The organism is Bacillus cereus group sp. BfR-BA-01309, from assembly GCF_022664315.1.
GTDB lineage: Bacteria > Bacillota > Bacilli > Bacillales > Bacillaceae_G > Bacillus_A > Bacillus_A mobilis.
In genome coordinates this window covers 1-22,178 of sequence record NZ_JAKUHE010000027.1, presented here as the reverse complement: position 1 = coordinate 22,178, position 22,178 = coordinate 1, and the positions used below count along the sequence as shown (strand labels likewise).

The window sequence follows — 22,178 nt, the reverse complement described above, 5'->3', positions numbered from 1 at the left end:
GATGTGCTTTTTTATTTATAAAATACAGAAAATTCCTTCTTTTGAATGCGGATAAGTTGTACAATTAAACCAATCATGGAATAAAGGAGTGGGAATAAATGAAAGCTACTCATAAAGATTGGATTTTGTTTAACGGAAGAATGGTAAATACGAAGGAAGAACAGCCGATGATTCCATTAGAGGAGAGAGGCTTTCAATTTGGGGATGGTATATATGAGGTATTCAGACTATATGATGGGAAGCCACATTTATTAGATTTACATTTAGAACGATTCTTTAATTCTATGGAAGAAATAAAACTAATTCCGCCGTTTACTAAGGAAGAGTTGGTGGAAGAGTTACATCAAATGATTGAAAAAAATCACTTTCAAGAAGATGGGAATGTATATTTGCAAATATCAAGGGGTGCTCAAGCACGTAATCATGTGTATGAATCAAATATGGAACCAACATATTTTGCAAATATAGTTTCGTTTCCAAGGCCAATTACTGCAATGGAACGAGGGATAAAAGTTACTGTAGAAGAGGATATACGCTGGAAGTTCTGTCATATAAAATCTTTAAACTTGCTACCTAATATTATGATTAAAAATAAAATAAACGAACAAGGCTATCAAGAAGCGATATTAGTACGAGATGGAATTGTAACGGAAGGGTGTCATTCAAATTTCTTTATGGTGAAAAATAATAAATTGATTACACATCCGGCTGACAATTTCATTCTCCACGGCATTACACGTAAATTCGTTATTACATTAGCGAAAGAGTTACATATTGAAGTAGAAGAACGAGAATTTTCACTACAAGAAGTATTTGAAGCTGATGAGTGCTTCTTCACAGCGACACCACTTGAAATATTCCCAGTCGTTCAAATAGGTGATGAACAGTTTGGAACCGGTGGAAGAGGACTAATTACAAAGAAACTCCAAGTTGCATATGAAGAAAGTATTCGTTTGTTTAAAGTTACGAACTAATATTGAAGAAAAAAGCTGGTATTCCTCCAGCTTTTTTTCATGATATAATTCAAGCATAGGACAAGATTTGAAAACGCTGTAAAAAGGGGATTTAATGTATGAATTATGAAGATTTTAAAGAAGTAATTCACGGTAGACGAAGTGTTAGGAAGTTCACAGAACAAGAAGTATCCACTAGTGATATAAAAGAAATTATTGATTGTGCTCGTTATGCACCTAGTGATACGAACTCACAAACTTGGGAGTTTTTGGTCATAATGAACCGAGAGAAAATTAAAGAAATTGAACAAATGACATGGGATGCATTACATAAACTTGCGGCAAAAGCGGCAGAAAACGGAGAAGAGAAAGCAGGGAAATTACTTACACGTTCTTTCGGAACATATGCGACAGCTTTCTCGGAGGCACCAGTATTAATCGTGTGTTTGGCAACACCATATGAATCAAAATTTCGCGAAAAGATATTTGATCCAATTGCTTTTGTTCCAGATTCAGTTTGGGAAGAAGAAGGGATTAAGAGTAGCTGTTTAGCAGCACAAAATTTAATGTTAGCTGCGCATGCGAAGGGGCTTGGTACTTGTCCGATGACAGGACCGGTATTGTTAGCTCAAGATGAACTACGACAATATTTACAAATTGAGCCTGAAAAACAAATAAATATGGTTATTTCACTTGGTTTCCCGAAAGATAAGCCGAAGAAACTTCCAAGAAAAGAAGTAGATGAGATTACAACATTTGTTTTTTAAAGCTCAAAATAAAAAGACATTGTATGAACAATGTCTTTTTATTTTGGAGAGGTATGTAATTAATCTGTTGGGCTAAAATGATAGATAAGAGGGAATTACTATTTATTTCATAAAAAAAATTAATGTTCTATTAAGGAAAGTATGATACATTAATCGTGAGCAATATTCTATTTGTTCATGAAAGTGTTGAAAGTAGTCTTAAAATTTAAAAGTTATTTTTGTATAATAAATTATAATGAAATGACAGGGGGGATGAATTTTGAAAAAATTCATAATCACTGGATTGTCTGTATTGTTACTAGCTGGTTGCGGTACTCCACAGGAAAAAGAGGGTACACAATCAAAGCAGGAAGAAAAAGTTGTAAACGCAAGTAATGAGAATGTAGTTGTATTTCCTGAAGGATCGGTGCCAGGAGGAGAAGGAAAAGTGAAAGTTATTACGCCAGATGGCACGTCTGAAAATGGTAATATACCGGCTGTGTTCATCAAAAAGGATACTTTAATTCAGCAAGTTGAATTAGAGCTTTCTAATTTTCAAAACGATAAAGAAACGTTTATATTTGTAGATCAAGTATATGCAGATAAACATCAAGTCACTAGTACAACACAGACAACCGTACAATTAAAAGAAAAGATGCTTGAGACAGGTAATCATACGATTACTGCAGTTCAGTATGAAAACAATGACCCGAAAGGAAAGGTTATTAGTTTTAATCAAGCAACATTTGAAACAAAACCTGCGTCTTAATTAAGGATAAAAAGCACATTACTCAAAAAGTAGTGTGCTTTTTTGTTTGGACTAGCGGATGTAATAGTGAATAACTTGTTTCGCTTTCTAATACGATTAAGTAGGAAGAACTCACTTGTTATTACTATGGTAGAGAAAGAGGTTGAAGGTGTGAATCGATGTATTCGTATCGCCTTGATTAGTATAAAGATGTCAGTAATTTGGTTTACTATACAAGAGGCTATTCAAATTACATTCAATTATCAAATTCATGATTTGTTAATAGGAGCTATTTGTTTTATCATTATTTATCTTTTTTATGATAAACTCGGATTAAGGTAAGTTTTAAAAGAGAAATGTAGGTATTTCATTTGAAATGTCGAATAGGACATACGATGTCGTAATAACAAATTTTCTATTGTTTACTGTGAAACAGAAGAAGGGGAGAGAGTAGTTATGAAACGAGCTCTTATTAATATTGATTATACATATGATTTTGTAGCTGAAAAAGGTGCTTTAACTTGCGGGAAACCAGGGCAAGAAATTGAGAAGGAAATTGTACATATAACGAAGCAATATATTGAAAATGGAGATTACGTTGTCTTTGCGATTGATAAACATGAAGAAAACGATGCATATCATCCAGAATCAAAGTTATTCCCGCCTCATAACATAGCAGGTACAAATGGAAGAGATTTGTTTGGTGAATTACAAGATGTATACGAAACATATAAAAATGCAGAGAATGTATATTATATGGATAAAACACGATATAGTGCATTTGCAGGAACAGACTTAGAGATGAAGTTAAGAGAAAGAGGAATAGAAGAAGTTCATCTTGTTGGTGTTTGTACTGATATTTGTGTTCTTCACACAGCAGTAGACGCTTATAATAAAGGATTTAAAATTGTAGTTTATGAAAAAGCGGTTGCATCTTTTAATGCGCAAGGACATGAATTTGCACTTGGACATTTTAAGTCATGCTTACATGCAGAAGTAAAGTGAAAAAGAGGCCTTTAATTTAAAAGGTCTCTTTTTACGTTATAGCCCATTGTAAGTAACCTCCGCGAGTCAAAATATTTTCAAATGAACAATTCGGCGTTGTATTAATATGCCCCTTTTGTTTAGGGAAGTATTGAGGTCTTAAAATAAAGTCACTTATAAAAAAATGTATCGTTATCTCCCTTTAGTTGATGAAAAAGGGTATATTTATAGAAGAAAGTGTAACAAGTATTAAGTAAATCAAAAGATATAACAATAAATTAGTTTTTCATGAAATTTTCATTAGTTAAGGGTGTGGATGGATGAGTTTATTAACGTATACTGAAGAATTTTTTAATTATGTAAGAGAGTTTTTACTTTTAAGATTTTTACTATTTGCTTTAGTTCTAATCATTATCTCATTTGTAATCAACCGTATTATTGATTGGTTTTTTAGGAAATCAAGCTTTTTTGATGAAGAGGTAGAGCAAACGATTCAAAGTGTGATTCGATCTATTTTTAGATATATCATTATCATTAGTCTAATCATATATTTAATTAGCCAATTTGTAGATATAAAAAGTATCATTGCAGGTGCAGGGATAGCGGGGGTTGTTATCGGTTTTGCTGCACAACAGATGCTAAAAGATGTTATATTAGGCTTTGCGCGATTAGCGGACAAAGAGTTTCGTGTTGGAGATTTTGTTACTTTTAACGGAACAAATTCAGGAACGATTGAGGAAATTAGTATTCGTTTTATGCAAATTCGTGAATGGTCAGGGAAACTCCTAACTATACCACATGGAGAGATTAGAACGATACAAAATTTTAATAAAGGATGGATGCGCGTAATTGAACGGATTACGGTAAGTTATCAGGAAGATCCTACAAGAATTAAGGAATTGTTAGAAGAAGTTTGTGTGAATTGTAATGAAAAATTGGCCCCGAGTCTTTATAAAGTAGAGGATGAAGCTGTTGAGCCGTTTAAATATGTTGGTGTTACAGATTTAAATCCGAATCTTAAATACGTTGGGTATGAATTTTGTATTACAGGTTTAATAAAGCCAGAAGATTATTTTGAAACTTCTAGACAAGTAAGGTTTGAATTAATGTCTATGCTTCATAAGAATCAAGTGCAGATGCCAGCAGCAAATATGGTCATTACTGCTGAAAGCTTACAGCATACCCGTGCTGGACAATCTTTATCCCACTTTAATGGGCAGTAAGATCCCCACCTCAAAATTCAGCGAAAGCAAAGAAGTTAGGAGGGGGATCAACTGCCCATAAAAGTCCGATTGGTGAGGGCTAATAATCAGTGGGGATGAAGAAAAACCCCACTGATTAAAGTTTCACTTTATCGGACAGTTAAAGTAGAACAGTTTGTTAACGAAAATTCTGCATCCAACATTGGATAGAAAAATATTAATAAAATGATTGAGATAAAGAAAGAGCCGAAGGAATTTGGCTCTTTTTAATTTGTAGAATTTAGAAATTTCTTAATGTTATAATGGTAGTTGGTGATGAGAATGAACTTTGAAGAAAAAGAGATGCATCGTTTAGAAGCATTAAAAGCAATTGCTGAATTATTAAATGAAGCAACAGACTTACAGGACATGTTAGAAAAAGTGTTACATACATTGTTACAAGTTATGAATTTAGAAACAGGGTGGATCTTTTTTATTGATGAAAGTGGAAAGCACCGTATGCTTGTAGATCAAAACTTACCTCCAGCTCTTACTTGGCAAGAGAAGAAGCCAATGTGTGAAGGAGACTGTTGGTGTGTAGAGCGTTTTGTGAATGGCAGATTGGAAAAAGCAACAAATATTATTGAATGTAAGCGAATAGAGGATGCGATCGAATGTAATTGGGGAGAGACAGAAGATGTAACGCATCATGCGACAATTCCTCTTAGGTCTGGATCGGAGAAATTTGGTCTATTAAATGTGGCTTCGCCCCAAAAAACACATTTTGCAGAGGAAGAATTAGCATTATTAGAATCAATTGCATTTCAAATAGGTACGACAATACAACGTATTCAGTTAGTAGAAAAAGAACGTAAATACGTAGTGGTAGCTGAAAGAAATCGATTAGCTCGTGATTTACATGATTCAGTAAAACAATTGTTATTTTCTATTATGCTAACAGCAAAAGGTACTCTAAACATGACGCAAGATAGAGACTTGCAAGAGATGTTAAGTTATATTGGAGAATTATCACAGGAAGCATTACAAGAAATGACGCTTTTAATTTGGCAATTAAGACCGGAAGGATTAGAGAAAGGTTTAGCAGAAGCAATTAAAAATTACGGGAAGTTGTTAGGGATTTTTGTGGAAGTTCGAATTGATGGAATGGTTTCAATTGGGGATGAAATAGAAGAAGTTTTATGGCGTATTAGTCAAGAAGCAATACATAATTGTAAAAAACATGCTTCATGTGAAAAGGTAAATGTTCTTTTAAAAATAGAAAATAACCAGCTATATTTTTACATAGAGGATAACGGAATAGGATTTATACAAGATAACGTAAGAGAGACAGCGCTCGGTTTAAAAAGTATGAAGGAACGTATTCAGTTAATGAAGGGATCGTTTCAAATAAAAACGGAGTTGAAAAAGGGTACGAAAATTGAAATTCAATTGCCGGTTTGAAGGGGAGAATAAGGTTGAAGATTAAATTACTTTTAGTTGAGGATCATCATATTGTTCGAAGAGGACTTGTATTCTTTTTGAAAACGAGAGAAGAATTTGAAATTGTTGGGGAAGCAGAAAATGGGGAAGAGGCATTAACATTCGTCCAAACAAAAAGGCCAGATATAGTATTAATGGATCTATCAATGCCGAAGATGGATGGTATTGAAGCAACAAAACGAATAAAACAGTATGATGAGACAATAAAGATACTTATATTAAGCAGTTTTTCAGAGCAAGATTATGTTTTACCAGCACTAGAAGCTGGAGCAGATGGTTATCAATTAAAAGAAGTACAACCTGAGCAACTTGTAGCTTCTATCATTGCAGTACAGGAAGGGAATGCGAATTTTCACCCGAAAGTAACACCAGCACTCTTAGGACGGTCAGCGGTCAAAAAAGAAAAAGAAAACCCTTTTTCCATGTTAACGAAAAGAGAGCAAGAAGTACTTCGTGAAATTGCGAAAGGGAAAAGCAATAAGGAAATTGCAGCAGAGCTTCATATTACAGAACAAACTGTAAAAACACATGTTTCAAATGTTTTAGCTAAGTTGGAAGTAGATGATCGTACGCAAGCTGCATTATATGCGGTGAAACATGGAGGGAATAATAAATATGAATAATTATGTACCATGTTGCGACAGAATACATAGGAGTCTTTAAAATTTTGCGGGATAATAATCAGAGGGAGATGTACAATACTCTCGTTAATTAAAATTTCAATTTATAGTAGTGCCAAATAAAGGTTTTTCTTCTTTCGATAATTAGGTACAATAAAGCTACGATGGAAGGGGAAGATATGCTATGCCAGGTACAAGAAATGGGCTTGGAAAGATTCAGGCTTCGTTAAACGGTTTATCACCGAAATTGCGAAGTATTGCTGAACATATTTTGAAACATCCACAAGATGTTGTACATAAATCTATTACAGAATTAGCTGAAGTTACGAATAGCTCCGAAGCTACGATATTCCGCTTATGTAAGCATCTTGGTTTTCAAGGGTTTCAAGATTTAAAGATTACATTAGCTCGTGAAATTGTACATACTCCAATGCAAAATATTCATGAAGAAGTATCGGCGGAAGATAGTATGGTAACTGTTGCTAAAAAAGTTTTTCATTCGCATATTACAGGACTGCAAGATACATTACATTTGCTAAACGATACAGCACTAGAGCAAGCGGTAAAAGTATTGCAAGATACAATCCGTATTGAGTTTTATGGAAATGGTGGTTCCGGTATTATTGCGATGGATGCATATCATAAATTTATGAGAACTGGTATTTCTTGTATTGCTCATACAGATTCACATTTTCAAATTATGGGTGCGGGTTTACTAACTAAAGAAGCAGTGGTCATTGCAATTTCTCATTCTGGTAGCAATAAAGGGTTACTGGAAGCGTTAGAAGTAGCAAAAGCAAGGGGAGCTCGTATAATTGCGATTACGAGCTATCAGAAATCAGCATTGAGTCAACTTGCTGATATTACATTATACACTTCAACACGTGAGACGGAATTCCGCACAGAAGCAAGTTCATCACGACTAGCACAGTTAAGTTTGTTAGATACTTTATACGTTGGGTTATCATTACAACGACAAGAAGAAACGTTGCAAAATTTACAAAGTATACGTGAAACAATTTCGATGAAACGAATATAAAAGGCAATTTAAATGTTCAATTTCGATAATTACTGATAGGGTAATTAGTCCATTATGGGGCTGATTATCCTTTTTTGTTTGCATAATGAATAAAAAGAATGAATATTCAATTCAATTCGTATAATGTAGATATGAAATTTGAATTGTATGTTTGGCATATGGGAGGAAGACAAAGCCTTGAAGGGTGTTTAATGGCGGTTAAAGAAATAAACATTGGTAAATAGAACGACAAACTGACAAATCAGATTGGGGTAAAAAGGGAGTTAGTTATAAAATATTTTTATTGAAAGGATAAAGAATTATGTTTCTCATAGCTTATTTACCTATTCTTCTGTATTTATTATTAGAGTTTTATAGAAGTTCACCTGTTAAAGAAGAAAAACAAAATCGTGGTTCTAGTTTTTTTATCGGAGTAGTTTTTGCATTGATGTTAACCATTCCAGAGATTATGTATTTCTTTACAGTAAATAAGATTCATTCATTGCTGTTTTTCGGTGTTATTATCGCGCTAATCGGTGTATGGATAAGATTTTCTTCAATGAAAATTTTAGGTAGATTTTACAGTAGAAATGTAGGAATGCAAGGGGGACATAAGTTAATTCAAAACGGACTATATAAATATGTTCGTCATCCTGGTTATTTAGGTTCTTTTTTGACCTTTTTAGGATTTGCTATATCTTCATCTTCATTCATTGCCGTTATCATAAATATCATTTTATTTTTCCTTGTGTATTCGTATCGTATAAAAATTGAGGAGAGAGTCCTTATTACGCTATTTGGTGAACAATATAGGCAATATCAGTCCAAGACTTGGCGAATTATTCCGTTTCTATACTAGGGATTATAGGAGGAATTTCTTAAATAGATGGGTGTAGGATCGCACCACGTTATAAAAAGACAGGAATTAATAAGTTCTTGTCTTTGATTTTATTGCATTTAAAGTGTATGACCTAAATATAATAATAGAAGGATTTATGTAATAATTCTATTTGTCTATAGAAATATACTACTTTTAATCTTCAAAGCTTAAAAAAATATTTTCAACCTCTATATTTTTTGCATTTCTTTAAATAAAGTAAGAAAATATTTGGTTAATAATTCAAATATTGTTCAATATTTAACAATATGCTTTTAAAATTACATGTTATGATGAACGTGTAATGATGATTGAACATTTAAATTTGGCATAATGATTAGCCAAATCAGTGAAGACAGAAGTTTTGAGATGTACTCATTAAAATTCTAAAACACTAAAGGGGAGATCACATATGAAAGCAGTAGTAGTTAATAAAAATAGTAAAGCAAACATTGAAGTTATTGAAAAGGAATTACGTCCGTTACACTCAGGTGAAGCGTTAGTAGATGTAGAGTATTGTGGAGTTTGTCATACTGATTTACACGTTGCAAATCATGATTTTGGAAACACAGATGGCCGTATTCTTGGTCATGAGGGTGTAGGTATTGTTACGAAACTTGCTGATGATGTTACTTCACTAAAGATAGGTGATCGTGTAAGTATTGCGTGGATGTTCCAATCTTGTGGACGTTGTGAATATTGTGTAACTGGTAGAGAAACATTTTGCCGTGAAGTTAAGAATGCTGGTTATTCAGTAGATGGTGGTATGGCGGAGCAATGTATTGTTACAGCTGACTATGCGGTGAAAGTACCAGAAGGATTAGATCCTGCTCAAGCATCATCAATTACATGTGCGGGCGTAACTACATATAAAGCAATAAAAGTATCACATATTAAACCTGGTCAACCTATCGTCATCTATGGTTGTGGTGGATTAGGTAACCTAGCTATCCAATATGCTAAAAACGTATTTGGTGCAAAGGTAGTTGCAGTAGATATTAATGATGATAAATTAGCCTTAGCAAAAGAGGTTGGCGCTGATATGACCATCAATCCAATTTCTCAAGGTCCTGCTGATAAGATTGTGCAAGATGAGTTTGGTGGTGCTTATGCTGCTGTAGTAACAGCGGTTTCTAAAGTAGCATTCAACTCAGCAGTTGATGCAGTACGTGCTTGTGGTAAAGTCGTTGCAGTCGGTTTACCAGTAGAAACTATGGATTTAAACATTCCGCGACTTGTATTAGATGGAATTGAAGTAGTTGGTTCTCTAGTCGGTACTCGTAAGGACTTAGAGGAGGCGTTCATGTTCGGTGCAGAAGGAAAAGTAGTGCCGGTTGTTCAAACGTGTTCTCTAGATAAAGTACAAAATGTATTCGAAGAAATGGAACAAGGTAGAATTCAAGGACGTATGGTAATCGATTTTAAACAGCATAATTGTGATTGTAAATAATTCACTTTAAATATAAAGAATATGAGTCTAGCAAAGGATATTAAAAAAGTTAGACGGCATAAAGAAGCTGATCCCTGCATTCAACAAGGATCAGCTTTTTTTTATATCAATGCTGATTAATGAGAAATGATTAAAGGTTCACTTTATCTGCAAACGAAAAAGAATCTTTACTTTTAACAAATTTTTTATGATCTGGAACGGTTTGAATTGCTACTGCTTGCAAATCTCTTGCTTTCAGTGCATCTTGAATTCCGATTGTCATAAGTTTAATAAAAAGAATCGTAATAAAGAATGAAACGAGAGTATAAAAAATAATCCACCATGAAAGATTCATTTCATAACGATTTAATCCAATAAGGCCTGCCCAATCGTTAGATAGAGAAACAGGTTTGAGCACTCCGTCATAGAGTTCTCGCATTTGAATCCCGCCAATTACAATGTCAAGCAACGCTAAATGGATAACGAGTATGAGTGCTTGGACGATATGTTCCATGAATAACACAAATAAGCGATCAAGCAATAAGACTCGTAAGTGTTTTTTGATAATATGAAAACGGCTAGCTCCTAGCAATTGGGAACTTAAAATGTAATCTTGTTTCATAAATTCATCAACCTCTGAGGATATATATAAAGAAAGTGTAGGCAGAGCGACGAAAATAAGTACGAGTACTTGATAAAACGCAAATGAAACATTTGGATCTAATCTATCAGCATTTGATACGATTACAATATTAACGGGTGTGATGAGTATAAATGCGATAAATAAAGTAGGAATGTAATAAAAAACTTCTGAGCATGACTGGAAAAATCTCTTGAATTTTGGAGCATATAAACTTAAGAGGATTCCTATACATGTTCCGAATAAAATTCGAAAGAAGCTAATTGCCACGGCTAATAAAATGGTAAATTTTGCTCCTTCTATAATTTGTAAGAAAACAGATTCTCCAAAACGATCAGATCCAAAAGGCGGTATTAACGATGGTGGAAAGGGGGCCTTTCCAAGTAATTCGTTATTGTCATTGTAAAGTAACTGAGGAGGTTTTGGGATGTTATCTTTAAAGAACCAGCTATAAATAAAACTCGCTGAAACAAGTATGAATAAATAAGTAAAGCCGATTAAAAATCGTTTTGACTTCCAAATAGATTTCATAGAGCCGCTCCTTTCAATTGCTTTTGCCATCTATTCATGATGAGAGAGATTATTTGGAAAATGGCATAAAACGGTAAGATAATCATGACAAGTATGATAAATGCAGCTGGAGGTGAAATAAACGCCTTTTTAAATAAAAATTGAATAATGCCTTGCATATTAAAAACAAATTCTAAAATGAATAAGTTAGAAAGTAAGAAAACAAAAATCGTTTTTAAATGATGGAAGAAGTGGATAGATATATTTTTGAATAAATGAATGCGCAGTATATAACTGGATGAAAGGCCTTTTCCATATGCAACCTCTACGTAATGTTTTCCATGTTCTTCTTGTATGTATAACACCATCATTCGAAACATTTGTAATGTAGGTAAGACAGCTAAAGATAAAATAGGGAGTAAGTAAGCTCGATTTTCATTAAAAGAAATAATGGTGAAAGGAGCTTCCCCGAATTTCTGAAGTACCCATATGAAAAATATTTGCAAACAAATCATCATCATCATATCAGGGACAGCTTCTAATATGAATACAATTCGGTTTATCCATTTTTTTATATAATCTTTTGCTAAAAAATAAAAAAATGCCATGCTAGATGAAATAAAGAGTGCAAGCAAAAAGGCTACAAATAATACAGTAAATGAATATAGATAAGGTTCTAAAACAGTTGGAAATAATGGTGTTGTTTTTAAATGACCATACTTTGGGTCTGATCCTATAACCAACAATGATGCAGGGGAGAAAACCTGTTTTAACAGAGTAACGATCTGGTCAAAAAAATAAATGGGTTGAAAGGTGAATCCTTGTTGAGTGACAAATAAATAAGGTAAATTTAATAATAGTAAGAGTGATAAAAGAATTGATGAAAGCTTAATTGTGAATTGAGATATTTTATGTAACATTAAATCCCTCCGACATCTTTTTACAACATTATACAATAAAGTCTAATATATTGTTTTATTTTTCTGAAAAATATAAATACTATTAGATTTTATAGTATGGAACATATATTTACAAGTTAATAAAGTGATAGTAGGATACGCGCTCTAAGACTATTAAGATAAAAAGACGAGTGAACTTGATACAATAAAAACGAGCAAAGTGCAAAGAAATTTCCATTGCAGAGGTAGTTGCTGTACAACTCCTTTTTCATGCAAATGAATAGAACGTATGGAAGGACTCTCTATGTGTTGTTAATGAAAGAAAAAGAGTGTGTTGCGTAACGAATATAACGCAAATTTAACGCGGAGAAAATCAAAATTTAGTATGTAGTGAAATGGAATGAGGAGATTTATTTTTTTGTGATGAAAAAAATTTTCTTTTTAAAACTTGATTAAAGAAAAAATATTTTATATACTAATTCATGTAAACGGTTTACTAGATCGTATTTTGCTAGAAACGAAGGGAAGATTTGCATGGAAACAAGGGGGAGAGTTATCGGGATTGATATCGGTACCACAAGTACAAAAACGGTTGTGTTCACAGAAAAAGGAAAAGTCGTTGCATCACATGCAGTTGATTACCCAATTATTCAACCGAACGTCGGATGGGCTGAGCAAGATCCTGATGTAATATGTGCTGCTGTATATAAAACTGTAAGCGTTGCCATCAGAAAAGGTAACGTGTTACCAGAAGATATTTCTTCAATCGGTATTAGTACAGCGATGCACGCATTAATTGCAGTAGATGAACATGGTGCGCCATTAACACGTTCTATCATTTGGGCAGATAATCGAAGTACGAAGCAATCAGAAAAATTATTACAACATATGAATGGGCATGACATTTATAGACGAACGGGTACACCAATTCATCCGATGTCGCCACTTTCTAAATTATTGTGGATGAAAGAAGAAGAGCCGGAATTATACGCGAGTGCTTATAAATTTATTTCCATTAAAGAGTATGTGATTTACCAATTATTTTCACGTTACGTAGTGGATTATTCGATAGCATCTGCAACTGGGTTATTTAATTTAGAAACATTAAACTGGGATGAAGATGTTTTAACGATGTTACATATGTCACCAGAACAATTATCAACACCTGTGCCAACTACATATATTTTATCGGGTATGAAGCCTGAATTAGCACAAAAGATGGGCATTCGTGAAGATACCCCAGTTGTTATTGGTGCAAGTGATGGTGTCCTTGCGAATGTAGGCGTTGGGGCAATATCTCCTGGATCGGCTGCAATTACGATTGGAACAAGTGGTGCGGTTCGAACAATTTCATCAAGTGTTAATACAGATGAAAAAGGAAGAACGTTTTGTTATGCATTAACAGACGAGCACTGGGTGATCGGCGGACCAACGAATAACGGCGGAATATTATTGAGATGGTTACGTGATGAATTTGGTAGCCCAGAACAAGAAGTAGCAAGGAAGCTTGGCATTGATCCATATGATTTATTAATTAAATATGCGGAAAGTGTACCAGCTGGAGCAGGTGGATTGCTATTTTTACCGTTTCTTTCTGGAGAACGTGCACCTTACTGGAATGCAAATGCGCGTGGTACATTCTTTGGAATTAACCTTCAGCATAAACGAGAACATTTTATACGAGCAGTTATGGAAGGTGTTTGTATGAGCGTATATTCTGTTGCACTTGCAATTAGGGATTGTACAGGGCCACTTACTGAAATACGCGTTTCAGGAGGATTTGCGAAATCTGCATTTTGGAGACAAATGCTATCCGATATGATGGGAAAAGAATTGCTTGTTCCTGAAAGTCATGAAGCATCTGCGCTTGGGGCAGCGGCAGTTGCTTTATATGCTGTAGGAAAAATTGATTCTCTTGAAGAGGTAAAGGATTGGATTGATATTGTTCATCACCATGTACCGAATAAAGAAAATACGGCTATATATTTAGAAATGTTTTATATGTATGAACGACTTTACAATCGCTTGAAAGAAGAATTTGATTGTATAGCTGCTTTCCAACGTAAACAATAGGGGGATTGGGAGAAATGGTAGTTGGGATCGTACTAGCGGCAGTTGTCATACTACTTTTACTTATTACGGTAGTAAAGTGGCATCCATTTGTCGCGTTAATTTTAACAGCAATTGGTGTAGGGCTAGCAATGGGAATGCCATTGATTGGAACTTCACCAAAAGATCCAGGGATTATCGACTCTATTAAACTAGGGCTTGGTAATACGTTAGGGTTTTTAGCGATAGTTTTAGCATTAGGAACGATGCTTGGAAAAATGATGGCCGAATCTGGCGGTGCTGAACGAATTGCTACCACATTAATTGATCGTTTTGGGAAGAAACGTGTTCACTGGGCAATGATGTTCGTTGCATTTTTAGTAGGGATTCCAGTATTTTTCCAAGTTGGTTTTGTACTATTAATACCATTAGTATTTACAATTGCGTTAGAAACAGGGGTATCACTTATTACAATCGGTATTCCACTAGTAGCAGGACTATCTGTTGTACACGGACTTGTGCCACCGCATCCAGCAGCGATGGCAGCGGTAGGTATTTTTAAAGCAGATGTAGGGAAAACAATTTTATATGCATTAATTGTCGGACTTCCAACTGCAATCATTTCAGGTCCGCTTTACGGGAAATGGATTGGTGCTCGTATACATAAAGAAGTGCCATTAGATATAGCAGAGCAATTTATTGAAAGAGATAAGAAGAAGGAACTTCCTAGTTTCGGAAATACATTGTTTACGATTTTACTTCCAGTGTTTCTAATGCTTGGTGCATCGATTGCGGAAGTCGCGCTAAGCAAAACAAGTCAACTTGCACAAGTATTGCATTTTATTGGAGATCCAATCGTCGCATTATTAATTGCAACGATATATTCTTTCTTTAGTCTTGGTTATGCAAAAGGTTTCTCAAAGGATAAAGTATTACAATTTACAAATGATTGTTTAGGGCCTATTGCGAACATATTGTTAGTTATCGGTGCAGGCGGCGCGTTTAATAAAGTATTATTAGATTCTGGAATTGGAACGACAATCGCAGAAATGGCGAAAGAATCTCATATTTCACCGATATTATTAGGTTGGGGAATTGCGGCACTTATCCGAATTGCGACGGGATCTGCTACAGTTTCTATGATGACAGCAGCTGGAATTGTAGCACCGATTGCAGCAAGTACACCAGGTGTAAACGTTGAACTATTAGCACTTGCAACAGGTGCAGGATCATTAATTTTATCACATGTAAATGATTCTGGATTTTGGATGATTAAAGAGTATTTCGGAATGACTGTGAAAGAAACATTATTAACATGGACTGCAATGGAGACCATATTATCTGTTGTAGCACTTGGACTAATTTCGTTATTAAATATATTTGTATAGAATGGGAGATTGATTAATATGAAACTAGGTTTAATTGGATTAGGAAAAATGGGATTCCCATTAGCAGAACATTTATATGAAGACAAGCATGAAGTAGTTGTATACGATGTAAATAAAGAGCTTGTTGAAAAGGCAGGGGCTTTAGGGATTACTGCTCGACATACATTAAAAGAAATGATTGCTGAACTAGAAGCTCCTCGTACAATTTGGGTAATGGTACCTGCGGGAGAAGTTGTTGAGTCAGTATTAAAAGATGTATATCCATTATTAGAGGAAGGCGATATCGTTATTGAAGGTGGAAATTCATTCTATAAAGATACGTTACGCCGTGCGGAAGAAGCGAAAAGCTTTGGATTACATTACGTAGATATCGGAACATCAGGCGGTGTAGAAGGAGCTAGAGACGGTGCTTGCTTAATGGTTGGTGGAGAAAAAGAAATTTACGATCAATTAGAACCTTTATTTAAAGATTTAGCAGTAGAGAAGGGCTATTCTTATGCGGGCCGCGTTGGTAGTGGTCATTTCTTAAAAATGGTTCATAACGGTATTGAATACGGTATGATGCAAGCAATTGCTGAAGGATTTGAAGTGTTAGATAAAAGTGATTTTGATTTCAATTATGAAGATGTTGCAAAAGTATGGGCAAATGGATCAGTTATCCGCGGTTGGTTAATGGACTTAACTGAAAAGGCGTTTGCAGAGGATCCTAAACTAGATGGCATTAAAGGGGTAATGAACTCTTCAGGAGAAGGGAAATGGACTGTGGAAACGGCACTTGAACTTCAAGCGGCAGCACCAGTAATCGCAATGTCATTATTTATGCGTTACCGTTCTCAAGAAGATGATACATTCCACGGAAAAGTAGTTTCAGCTCTTCGTAATCAGTTCGGTGGACATGAAGTTGTGAAAAAATAGGAAATGATTTTTGAAAAGAAACTTGTGCAAAGGCGCAAGTTTCTTTTTTTATAGTGAAAGAAATTTCTCATTTAAAAATACCAATCAATCATTGTTTATTTGTGCTGATTGTATCAAATATATAGTGAAGCATGAAAGATGTCCCAACATAAAAATAAGAATAAATAAAATGAAGTTTTCATAAATAGTAAAAGGATGGTTATGTCATCAGTGTAGCTATGAAATAGTGTTACATACGAGAAGAGCGTGTTAATAAAATATGAGGTGGTTAAATGGGAAATGAGCAAGTAAAGAATACAGGGAAAGAAAAAAAGTTATGTCTTTGTATGATTGTTAAAAACGAGTCTAGAATTATGGAAAGATGTTTAAATGCTACAAAATCAATTGTAGATTTTGTTTCTATTTGTGATACGGGATCAACTGATCATACACCTGAAATTATTGAAAATTGGTGTAAAGAAAATGAAGTCCCTGGAACAGTTCATCATGAACCTTTTAAAAACTTTGGTTATAACAGAAGTTTAGCAGTTTCATTGGCACAAAAAACATATCCGGAAGCAGATTATTTATTAATATTAGATGCTGATATGATATTAGAAGTTGATCCAGAGTTTGATAAGACCAGTTTAACGGAAGACCATTATCTTACATTGCAATATGATATTCATATTAAGTATTGGCTTACACGTCTTTTGAAAGCTTCTTTACCATGGAAATCTGTCGGTGTTACTCATGAGTATTGGGATATAGATCGTTCCAAAGTTGGTGCGGATTACAATACGAGGGTAGCTAGGTTAGAGACACTTGTCGTTAACGATCCTGGAGATGGTGGTAGTAAGGCTGATAAATTCGAGAGAGATGAGAGGTTGTTGTTACAAGGGTTGAGTGATCCAGAAACAACGCCAGATTTGCATATAAGATATTTATTTTATTTAGCCCAAACTTATTTTCATTTAAGCCAATTTGAAGATTCGATTAAATGGTATAAAAAACGGGTGGAAGCAGGTGGATGGGTTGAAGAGGTGTTCTATTCGTTATTGCGAATAGGATTTTGTTATGAACAATTAGCAAATCGTTCAGCGAATAAACAATATGAAGTAACAGAAGTGGATGAAATAGAAAATGCAAAGACGCAAGAAGAGCAATATACAGCATTAGCTATTCTTTATTTTCAAAAAGCGTGGGAATATAGACCAACTCGGGCTGAACCATTATACCAGCTTGCAAGAATGTATCGATTAAAATCTCAAAATAATATTGCTTTGATGTATGCGTTGCAAGGGAAGGAAATTCCTTTTCCGAAAAATGATCTTCTATTTGTAGATTATCATGTGTATGATTACTTATTTGACTATGAGATTTCTATAAGTGCTTTTTATATACCGCATAAAAAACATTTAGGTGCAGTATCACAAAAATATTTGGAATCAAAAAAAGAAGAGCTACCGTTTCATATAGCAAATATGGTAGAAAGTAATGCGAAATTTTATTAAATACAATTTCAGTTAAAGGAGTAGTGGAGTAATCATGGAATTAATACGATGGGCGCTTGAACTAGGTGAATCTGTGCATGGAAATGCGTATGAAGAATTGATGCCACTACTAGATTATTATTATGATCGTGATCATTTAAAAGCGTATTGTGTCGCAAATCTTCTTATAGACATGGACGTAGCAGAAGAACATCGGGAAAAAATCGAATTAAGAAGGTGCATTGCTGCTTATTATGCTGGAATGTATAAAGTAGCAAAAAAACATGCAAATGAGCTTTTACTGAAATATCCAGATGTGGATTTATATAAAAATAATTTAAGACTAATGGAAGCATATTTGAATAAAGAATATGATTATTGTCTTTTTATATGTCCAAAGACGTATGGTAGTTTTATAGATGTCGCGCGAGCATTGAAATGGCGATTGGAGCAAGAGGGAAATACAGCAATTATATCAGAAACAATACTAGAAAATGTGAAAAATACAATTGTTTTTGGAGCACATACGTATGCACATAACCCAAATCTACTACCGAAAAATGCAATTATTTATAATTTAGAACAGCTATATGAAGGAAGCCCTTATGCCCATCCATTTTATTTAATATTGTTAAAAGATAAGGAGATTTGGGATTATAGTAAACAAAATATAGAATGGTTAAAACAAAAAGGGATAGGAAAAGAAATAAAACATGTAGGAATGAACTATGCTCCAACTTTGGAAATAAAAAAAGATGCATTTGATGATGAGATCACTGAAGACATTGATATACTGTTTATAGGTGCTCTTAATTCGAGGCGGCAAGCTATTTTAGATCAATTAAAAGCAGTTGCTCCAAATTTAAATATAGTTTTTAAAAATAATGCGTGGGGAATTGCTAGAAATGAGTTGATTGCTAGGTCTAAAATTATATTAAATATTCATTTTTACTTGTCAGGCATTCTTGAAACACCTCGGGTATCTTATGCAGTGGCAAATAAAAAGTTTATTATTTCGGAAAATAGTAATCCAGAGGACGAAATGGAGTGGCCAGGAATTGTGTTTACTTCGTACGAAAAAATAATAGAAAATATTTTGAAATATATATCTTTACCAGAAGAACGTATTAAATTAGCAGAAAAAGCGTATACCCATTTTGAAGCGAATGGAAGCAAAGGTATACTGAGTCATAATGGTGGAGAATCGTAATTGTGAAGAACTCATACTTTCGTATGAGTTCTTTTTTTTGCCTATCATACTATTTTATCAAGCTAGTTCCCTCTTTATATTGTGTTTTGTATAGAAATTTCTGATAATATATAAGTATAACTTGAAAACAAAGGGGAGAAATAATTATGAAACTAGTCGTTATTAACGGTACACCAAGAAAATTCGGTAGAACGCGTGTGGTGGCAAAATATATTGCTGATCAATTTGAAGGGGAGTTATACGATTTAGCAGCAGAGGAACTGCCTTTATATAATGGGGAAGAATCACAACGTGAATTAGAAGCGGTAAAAAAATTAAAGGCGTTAGTGAAAACTGCAGACGGTGTAGTACTATGTACACCTGAATATCATAATGCAATGAGTGGTGCGTTGAAAAATTCGTTAGATTACTTAAGTAGTAGTGAATTTGTTCATAAACCTGTCGCATTACTTGCAGTTGCAGGGGGCGGTAAAGGTGGAATAAACGCATTAAACAGTATGCGCACTGTTGCAAGAGGGGTATACGCAAATGCCATCCCAAAACAAGTTGTGCTTGATGGACTTCATGTACAAGACGGTGAACTGGGAGAGGATGCAAAACCATTAATTCATGATTTAGTTAAAGAATTAAAAGCATATATGGGTGTATATAAAGAGGTGAAAAAACAACTAGGAGTTGAGTGATATGCCATCTCTGTATAAAGATTCACGCTTGTATTTCATTCTAGGGGCCAATAGTTTATCAGCTATTGGTTCCGGAATTGTTATGATAACGATTCCGTGGTTGTTAATTAAAGAGAGTGGTGGAGATACAACGTTTGGTTATGTTTCCATCATCGCAACTCTGATTATGTTTTTATTAACACCGTTTATTGGGCAAAGTATTGATCGTTTTTCAAGAAAATCTTTATTATTATGTAATGAAGGTATTGGGATAGCCGTTATAGGAATGATGGCTATATGGGGATTTACTGGGCAACCTTATCATTCAATTCACTATATTCTTATATATATAGCAGGGTCATTTTACTATTTATTATTTTATCCTACAATATTTGCGTTCAACCAAGAGATATTTCAAGCAGAACATTATAAAAATTTAAGTGGAACAATGGAAATACAAGGACAGCTAACGCAAGTTATTTCAGGAGCGGCTGCTAGCTTCCTTATTGAAATCATTTCATTAAAATGGATTTTGTTAGTAGATATGTTAACTTTTGTAGGAGCTTTCATCCTTTTCTTATGTATACCGTACGTAAAGAAAAAGGAAGTAAAAAAGAAAGTAACATTTAAGAAGCAATTGTTCGAAGGGATTCACTTCATGCAAAAGCGTCCGAAGTTCTTTTGGTTTTTACTTGCAACTTATATGCCCTTTATTGGTGTGATGATGGCAAATTATTTAATCCCGGTATACATTTCAGATATATTAAAAGCCAGTGCCTCAGTATACGCAATAGAAGGTATGATGTACGGTGTCGGAGCGGTTCTTGCGGGAATAGGTATTCCAATTATGATGAAATATATAAAGATAGAAGTTTCAATCGTCATGACGATGATTATATATGTAATTTCAATTACCGTAATGATTATTGAACCTTCCGTAATGTTGTTATACGGACTTGCAATTTTTCATGCAATTGGAAATGCAGGTACAAGAGTGGCAAGAAATGTATTGATGATGGAGGAAATTCCAAACGAAGTAATGGGACGTGTAGACAGCTTATTTCGATTAATTGGTACAGGAATGCGAATTGTATTATTAATGCTGTTTACAGCTGGTGTTTCTAAGGTAGGTGTCATGGTACCGTTTTATTTACTAAGTTTCATATTGATCCTTTCATTAGGAATTGCTATAAACTATGTAATCTCAAAACGTAAATTCGAAGCGAGTGTTTCTAATAAATCGATCGTTTAAAAAATACTTCTGCCTTCCTTTCTTTTTTTATATAATAAAAAGAAAGGGTAACTAACTGTTACGATATATTTAACCAATTATAACCAAAGTTAATTAAATATATCAGTAAGCCCTGCTAGTCAAGTAATTGGCTAGTAGTGAGGGTTAACTGCGGGCAATCCCTAAAGCAGATTGAACTACAACGTGGCTAGAAATGGCGAGCGTGAATGTCGCGAAAGCAGAAAAAATCAATCAGATGGTGCAAGGTTAAATCCTAAACACTAGAACAATGGGTCTTCCGCCTCGAATCATCTAAGTCAAAATGGATAAGATGAACGTTCAACGACTATCTCGTATAACTGACGAGAGTACACTACAAGCCTATGGTGGTGGAAAAATCCTCTATCTCTAAAGAGATAAACATATAGTCTGCGCTCATGTGAAAATATGAGAAGTTCATAAGAGAACTGGCTAAGGAATTGCGCCCTTAGTTGAACGAGATGCATTTAATTAAATCTATCAAACCTCATTGAATCTATCGAACGTATGTGCTATGGTAGATTCAATGAGGTAAGAATAATAATGAAATTTTTACGAGTTAGTCAAGTATCAAAATTAACAGGTTTGCATCCGAGTGGTCTCAGGAGAATGCTGGTGGAACACGCTACGATTCAGAAGAACAAATCTTTCATTAAAGGAGTTACATTCTGATGATATTGGCGAAGAAAGTTAGACTGATTCCAACGCCTGAACAAGAAAAAGTGCTTAGAAACCATGCTGGTGCTGCAAGATTCGCTTATAACTATTGTAAAAGAATGAGTGATAGATACTATAAGCTATTTGGAAAATCTGTTTCACAGTTAGCTTTACAGAAACGATTTACAAAGATCAAGAAGCGAAAGATATATGAGTGGTTAAAAGACATTAATGCACAAGTTCCTAAACAGGCTTCAAAAGATTTTGATACGGCGAGGAAACATCCGTTCAAAAAGTACAAAAATGGTTATCACACTTCTTATAAATCCAAAAAAGATGTAATCCAAGGATTTTATGCTAATTATGAAAGACTGATTATAGGAAAGAAAGTAGTTCATATTCAGTCTATTGGAGAAGTGAAAACAAGCCAACAACTACCAAGAAACAAAA

At 34.3% G+C, this 22,178-nt stretch carries 21 protein-coding genes; 19 read left to right on the top strand and 2 right to left on the bottom strand.

Going from position 1 to position 22,178, the window contains the following annotated elements:
* The first annotated feature begins 98 nt into the window (after positions 1-98).
* The 11 genes from dat to adhP all read left to right on the top strand — a co-directional run bounded on the left by dat (position 99) and on the right by adhP (position 10,077).
* Positions 99-974 (top strand): D-amino-acid transaminase, encoded by an 876-nt coding sequence (dat, locus tag MR115_RS27570; protein ID WP_242243434.1) that lies wholly within the window; start codon positions 99-101, stop codon positions 972-974.
* A 98-nt stretch (positions 975-1,072) separates the two neighbouring features.
* Positions 1,073-1,720 (top strand): nitroreductase family protein, encoded by a 648-nt coding sequence (locus MR115_RS27565; protein WP_242243433.1) that lies wholly within the window; start codon positions 1,073-1,075, stop codon positions 1,718-1,720.
* A 259-nt stretch (positions 1,721-1,979) separates the two neighbouring features.
* Complete coding sequence (locus MR115_RS27560; protein ID WP_242243432.1) at positions 1,980-2,468, top strand: putative periplasmic lipoprotein; 489 nt, start codon at positions 1,980-1,982, stop codon at positions 2,466-2,468.
* A 66-nt stretch (positions 2,469-2,534) separates the two neighbouring features.
* A complete protein-coding gene (locus MR115_RS27555) occupies positions 2,535-2,789 on the top strand; it encodes a hypothetical protein (RefSeq protein WP_242243430.1) in 255 nt (84 codons plus the stop codon).
* Between the two features lie 114 nt (positions 2,790-2,903).
* Entirely contained in the window at positions 2,904-3,452 is a 549-nt protein-coding gene (locus tag MR115_RS27550; RefSeq protein WP_242243428.1) for a cysteine hydrolase family protein, read from the top strand.
* A 299-nt stretch (positions 3,453-3,751) separates the two neighbouring features.
* Positions 3,752-4,654, top strand: coding sequence for a mechanosensitive ion channel family protein (locus tag MR115_RS27545; RefSeq protein ID WP_242243425.1), 903 nt, complete (start codon positions 3,752-3,754; stop codon positions 4,652-4,654).
* Between the two features lie 300 nt (positions 4,655-4,954).
* On the top strand, positions 4,955-6,073 hold the full coding sequence (locus MR115_RS27540) for a GAF domain-containing sensor histidine kinase (RefSeq protein WP_472926395.1): 1,119 nt from the start codon (positions 4,955-4,957) through the stop codon (positions 6,071-6,073).
* A gap of 14 nt (positions 6,074-6,087) precedes the next feature.
* Positions 6,088-6,735 carry a response regulator gene (locus tag MR115_RS27535; RefSeq protein WP_242243422.1) on the top strand — a complete coding sequence of 216 codons (648 nt, stop codon included), beginning with the start codon at positions 6,088-6,090 and terminating at the stop codon, positions 6,733-6,735.
* A 181-nt stretch (positions 6,736-6,916) separates the two neighbouring features.
* On the top strand, positions 6,917-7,771 hold the full coding sequence (locus tag MR115_RS27530; protein ID WP_242243420.1) for a MurR/RpiR family transcriptional regulator: 855 nt from the start codon (positions 6,917-6,919) through the stop codon (positions 7,769-7,771).
* 301 nt (positions 7,772-8,072) lie between these two features.
* Positions 8,073-8,609, top strand: coding sequence for a methyltransferase family protein (locus tag MR115_RS27525; protein WP_242243418.1), 537 nt, complete (start codon positions 8,073-8,075; stop codon positions 8,607-8,609).
* Positions 8,610-9,039: 430 nt separating this feature from the next.
* Entirely contained in the window at positions 9,040-10,077 is a 1,038-nt protein-coding gene (gene adhP / locus MR115_RS27520; protein ID WP_242243417.1) for an alcohol dehydrogenase AdhP, read from the top strand.
* Between the two features lie 130 nt (positions 10,078-10,207).
* Here the strand turns inward: adhP and MR115_RS27515 are convergent, their stop codons facing one another.
* Positions 10,208-11,227: an ABC transporter permease gene (locus MR115_RS27515; RefSeq protein WP_142332073.1), complete on the bottom strand. Its 1,020-nt coding sequence runs from the start codon at positions 11,225-11,227 to the stop codon at positions 10,208-10,210.
* Positions 11,224-12,126: an ABC transporter permease subunit gene (locus tag MR115_RS27510; RefSeq protein ID WP_242243416.1), complete on the bottom strand. Its 903-nt coding sequence runs from the start codon at positions 12,124-12,126 to the stop codon at positions 11,224-11,226. The genes MR115_RS27515 and MR115_RS27510 overlap by 4 nt, the downstream gene beginning before the upstream one ends.
* A gap of 513 nt (positions 12,127-12,639) precedes the next feature.
* On the opposite strand from MR115_RS27510, the gene gntK reads away from it, so the two are divergent.
* From gntK to MR115_RS27470, 8 genes are all read left to right on the top strand, one after another.
* Positions 12,640-14,178, top strand: a complete 1,539-nt coding sequence (gene gntK / locus MR115_RS27505) for a gluconokinase (protein ID WP_242243414.1) — start codon at positions 12,640-12,642, stop codon at positions 14,176-14,178.
* A gap of 14 nt (positions 14,179-14,192) precedes the next feature.
* Complete coding sequence (locus tag MR115_RS27500) at positions 14,193-15,542, top strand: GntP family permease (protein WP_061678446.1); 1,350 nt, start codon at positions 14,193-14,195, stop codon at positions 15,540-15,542.
* 18 nt (positions 15,543-15,560) lie between these two features.
* Complete coding sequence (gene gnd, locus MR115_RS27495; protein ID WP_242243412.1) at positions 15,561-16,457, top strand: phosphogluconate dehydrogenase (NAD(+)-dependent, decarboxylating); 897 nt, start codon at positions 15,561-15,563, stop codon at positions 16,455-16,457.
* Positions 16,458-16,729: 272 nt separating this feature from the next.
* Positions 16,730-17,950, top strand: a complete 1,221-nt coding sequence (locus MR115_RS27490) for a tetratricopeptide repeat-containing glycosyltransferase (protein ID WP_242243411.1) — start codon at positions 16,730-16,732, stop codon at positions 17,948-17,950.
* Positions 17,951-17,984: 34 nt separating this feature from the next.
* Positions 17,985-19,139 carry a CgeB family protein gene (locus tag MR115_RS27485; protein WP_242243410.1) on the top strand — a complete coding sequence of 385 codons (1,155 nt, stop codon included), beginning with the start codon at positions 17,985-17,987 and terminating at the stop codon, positions 19,137-19,139.
* Positions 19,140-19,285: 146 nt separating this feature from the next.
* Positions 19,286-19,822 (top strand): NADPH-dependent FMN reductase, encoded by a 537-nt coding sequence (locus MR115_RS27480; protein WP_000780350.1) that lies wholly within the window; start codon positions 19,286-19,288, stop codon positions 19,820-19,822.
* A gap of 1 nt (position 19,823) precedes the next feature.
* Positions 19,824-21,053: an MFS transporter gene (locus tag MR115_RS27475; RefSeq protein ID WP_242243408.1), complete on the top strand. Its 1,230-nt coding sequence runs from the start codon at positions 19,824-19,826 to the stop codon at positions 21,051-21,053.
* A gap of 689 nt (positions 21,054-21,742) precedes the next feature.
* The coding region (locus tag MR115_RS27470) for a helix-turn-helix domain-containing protein (protein WP_242243407.1) at positions 21,743-22,178 on the top strand (436 nt) is incomplete at its 3' end.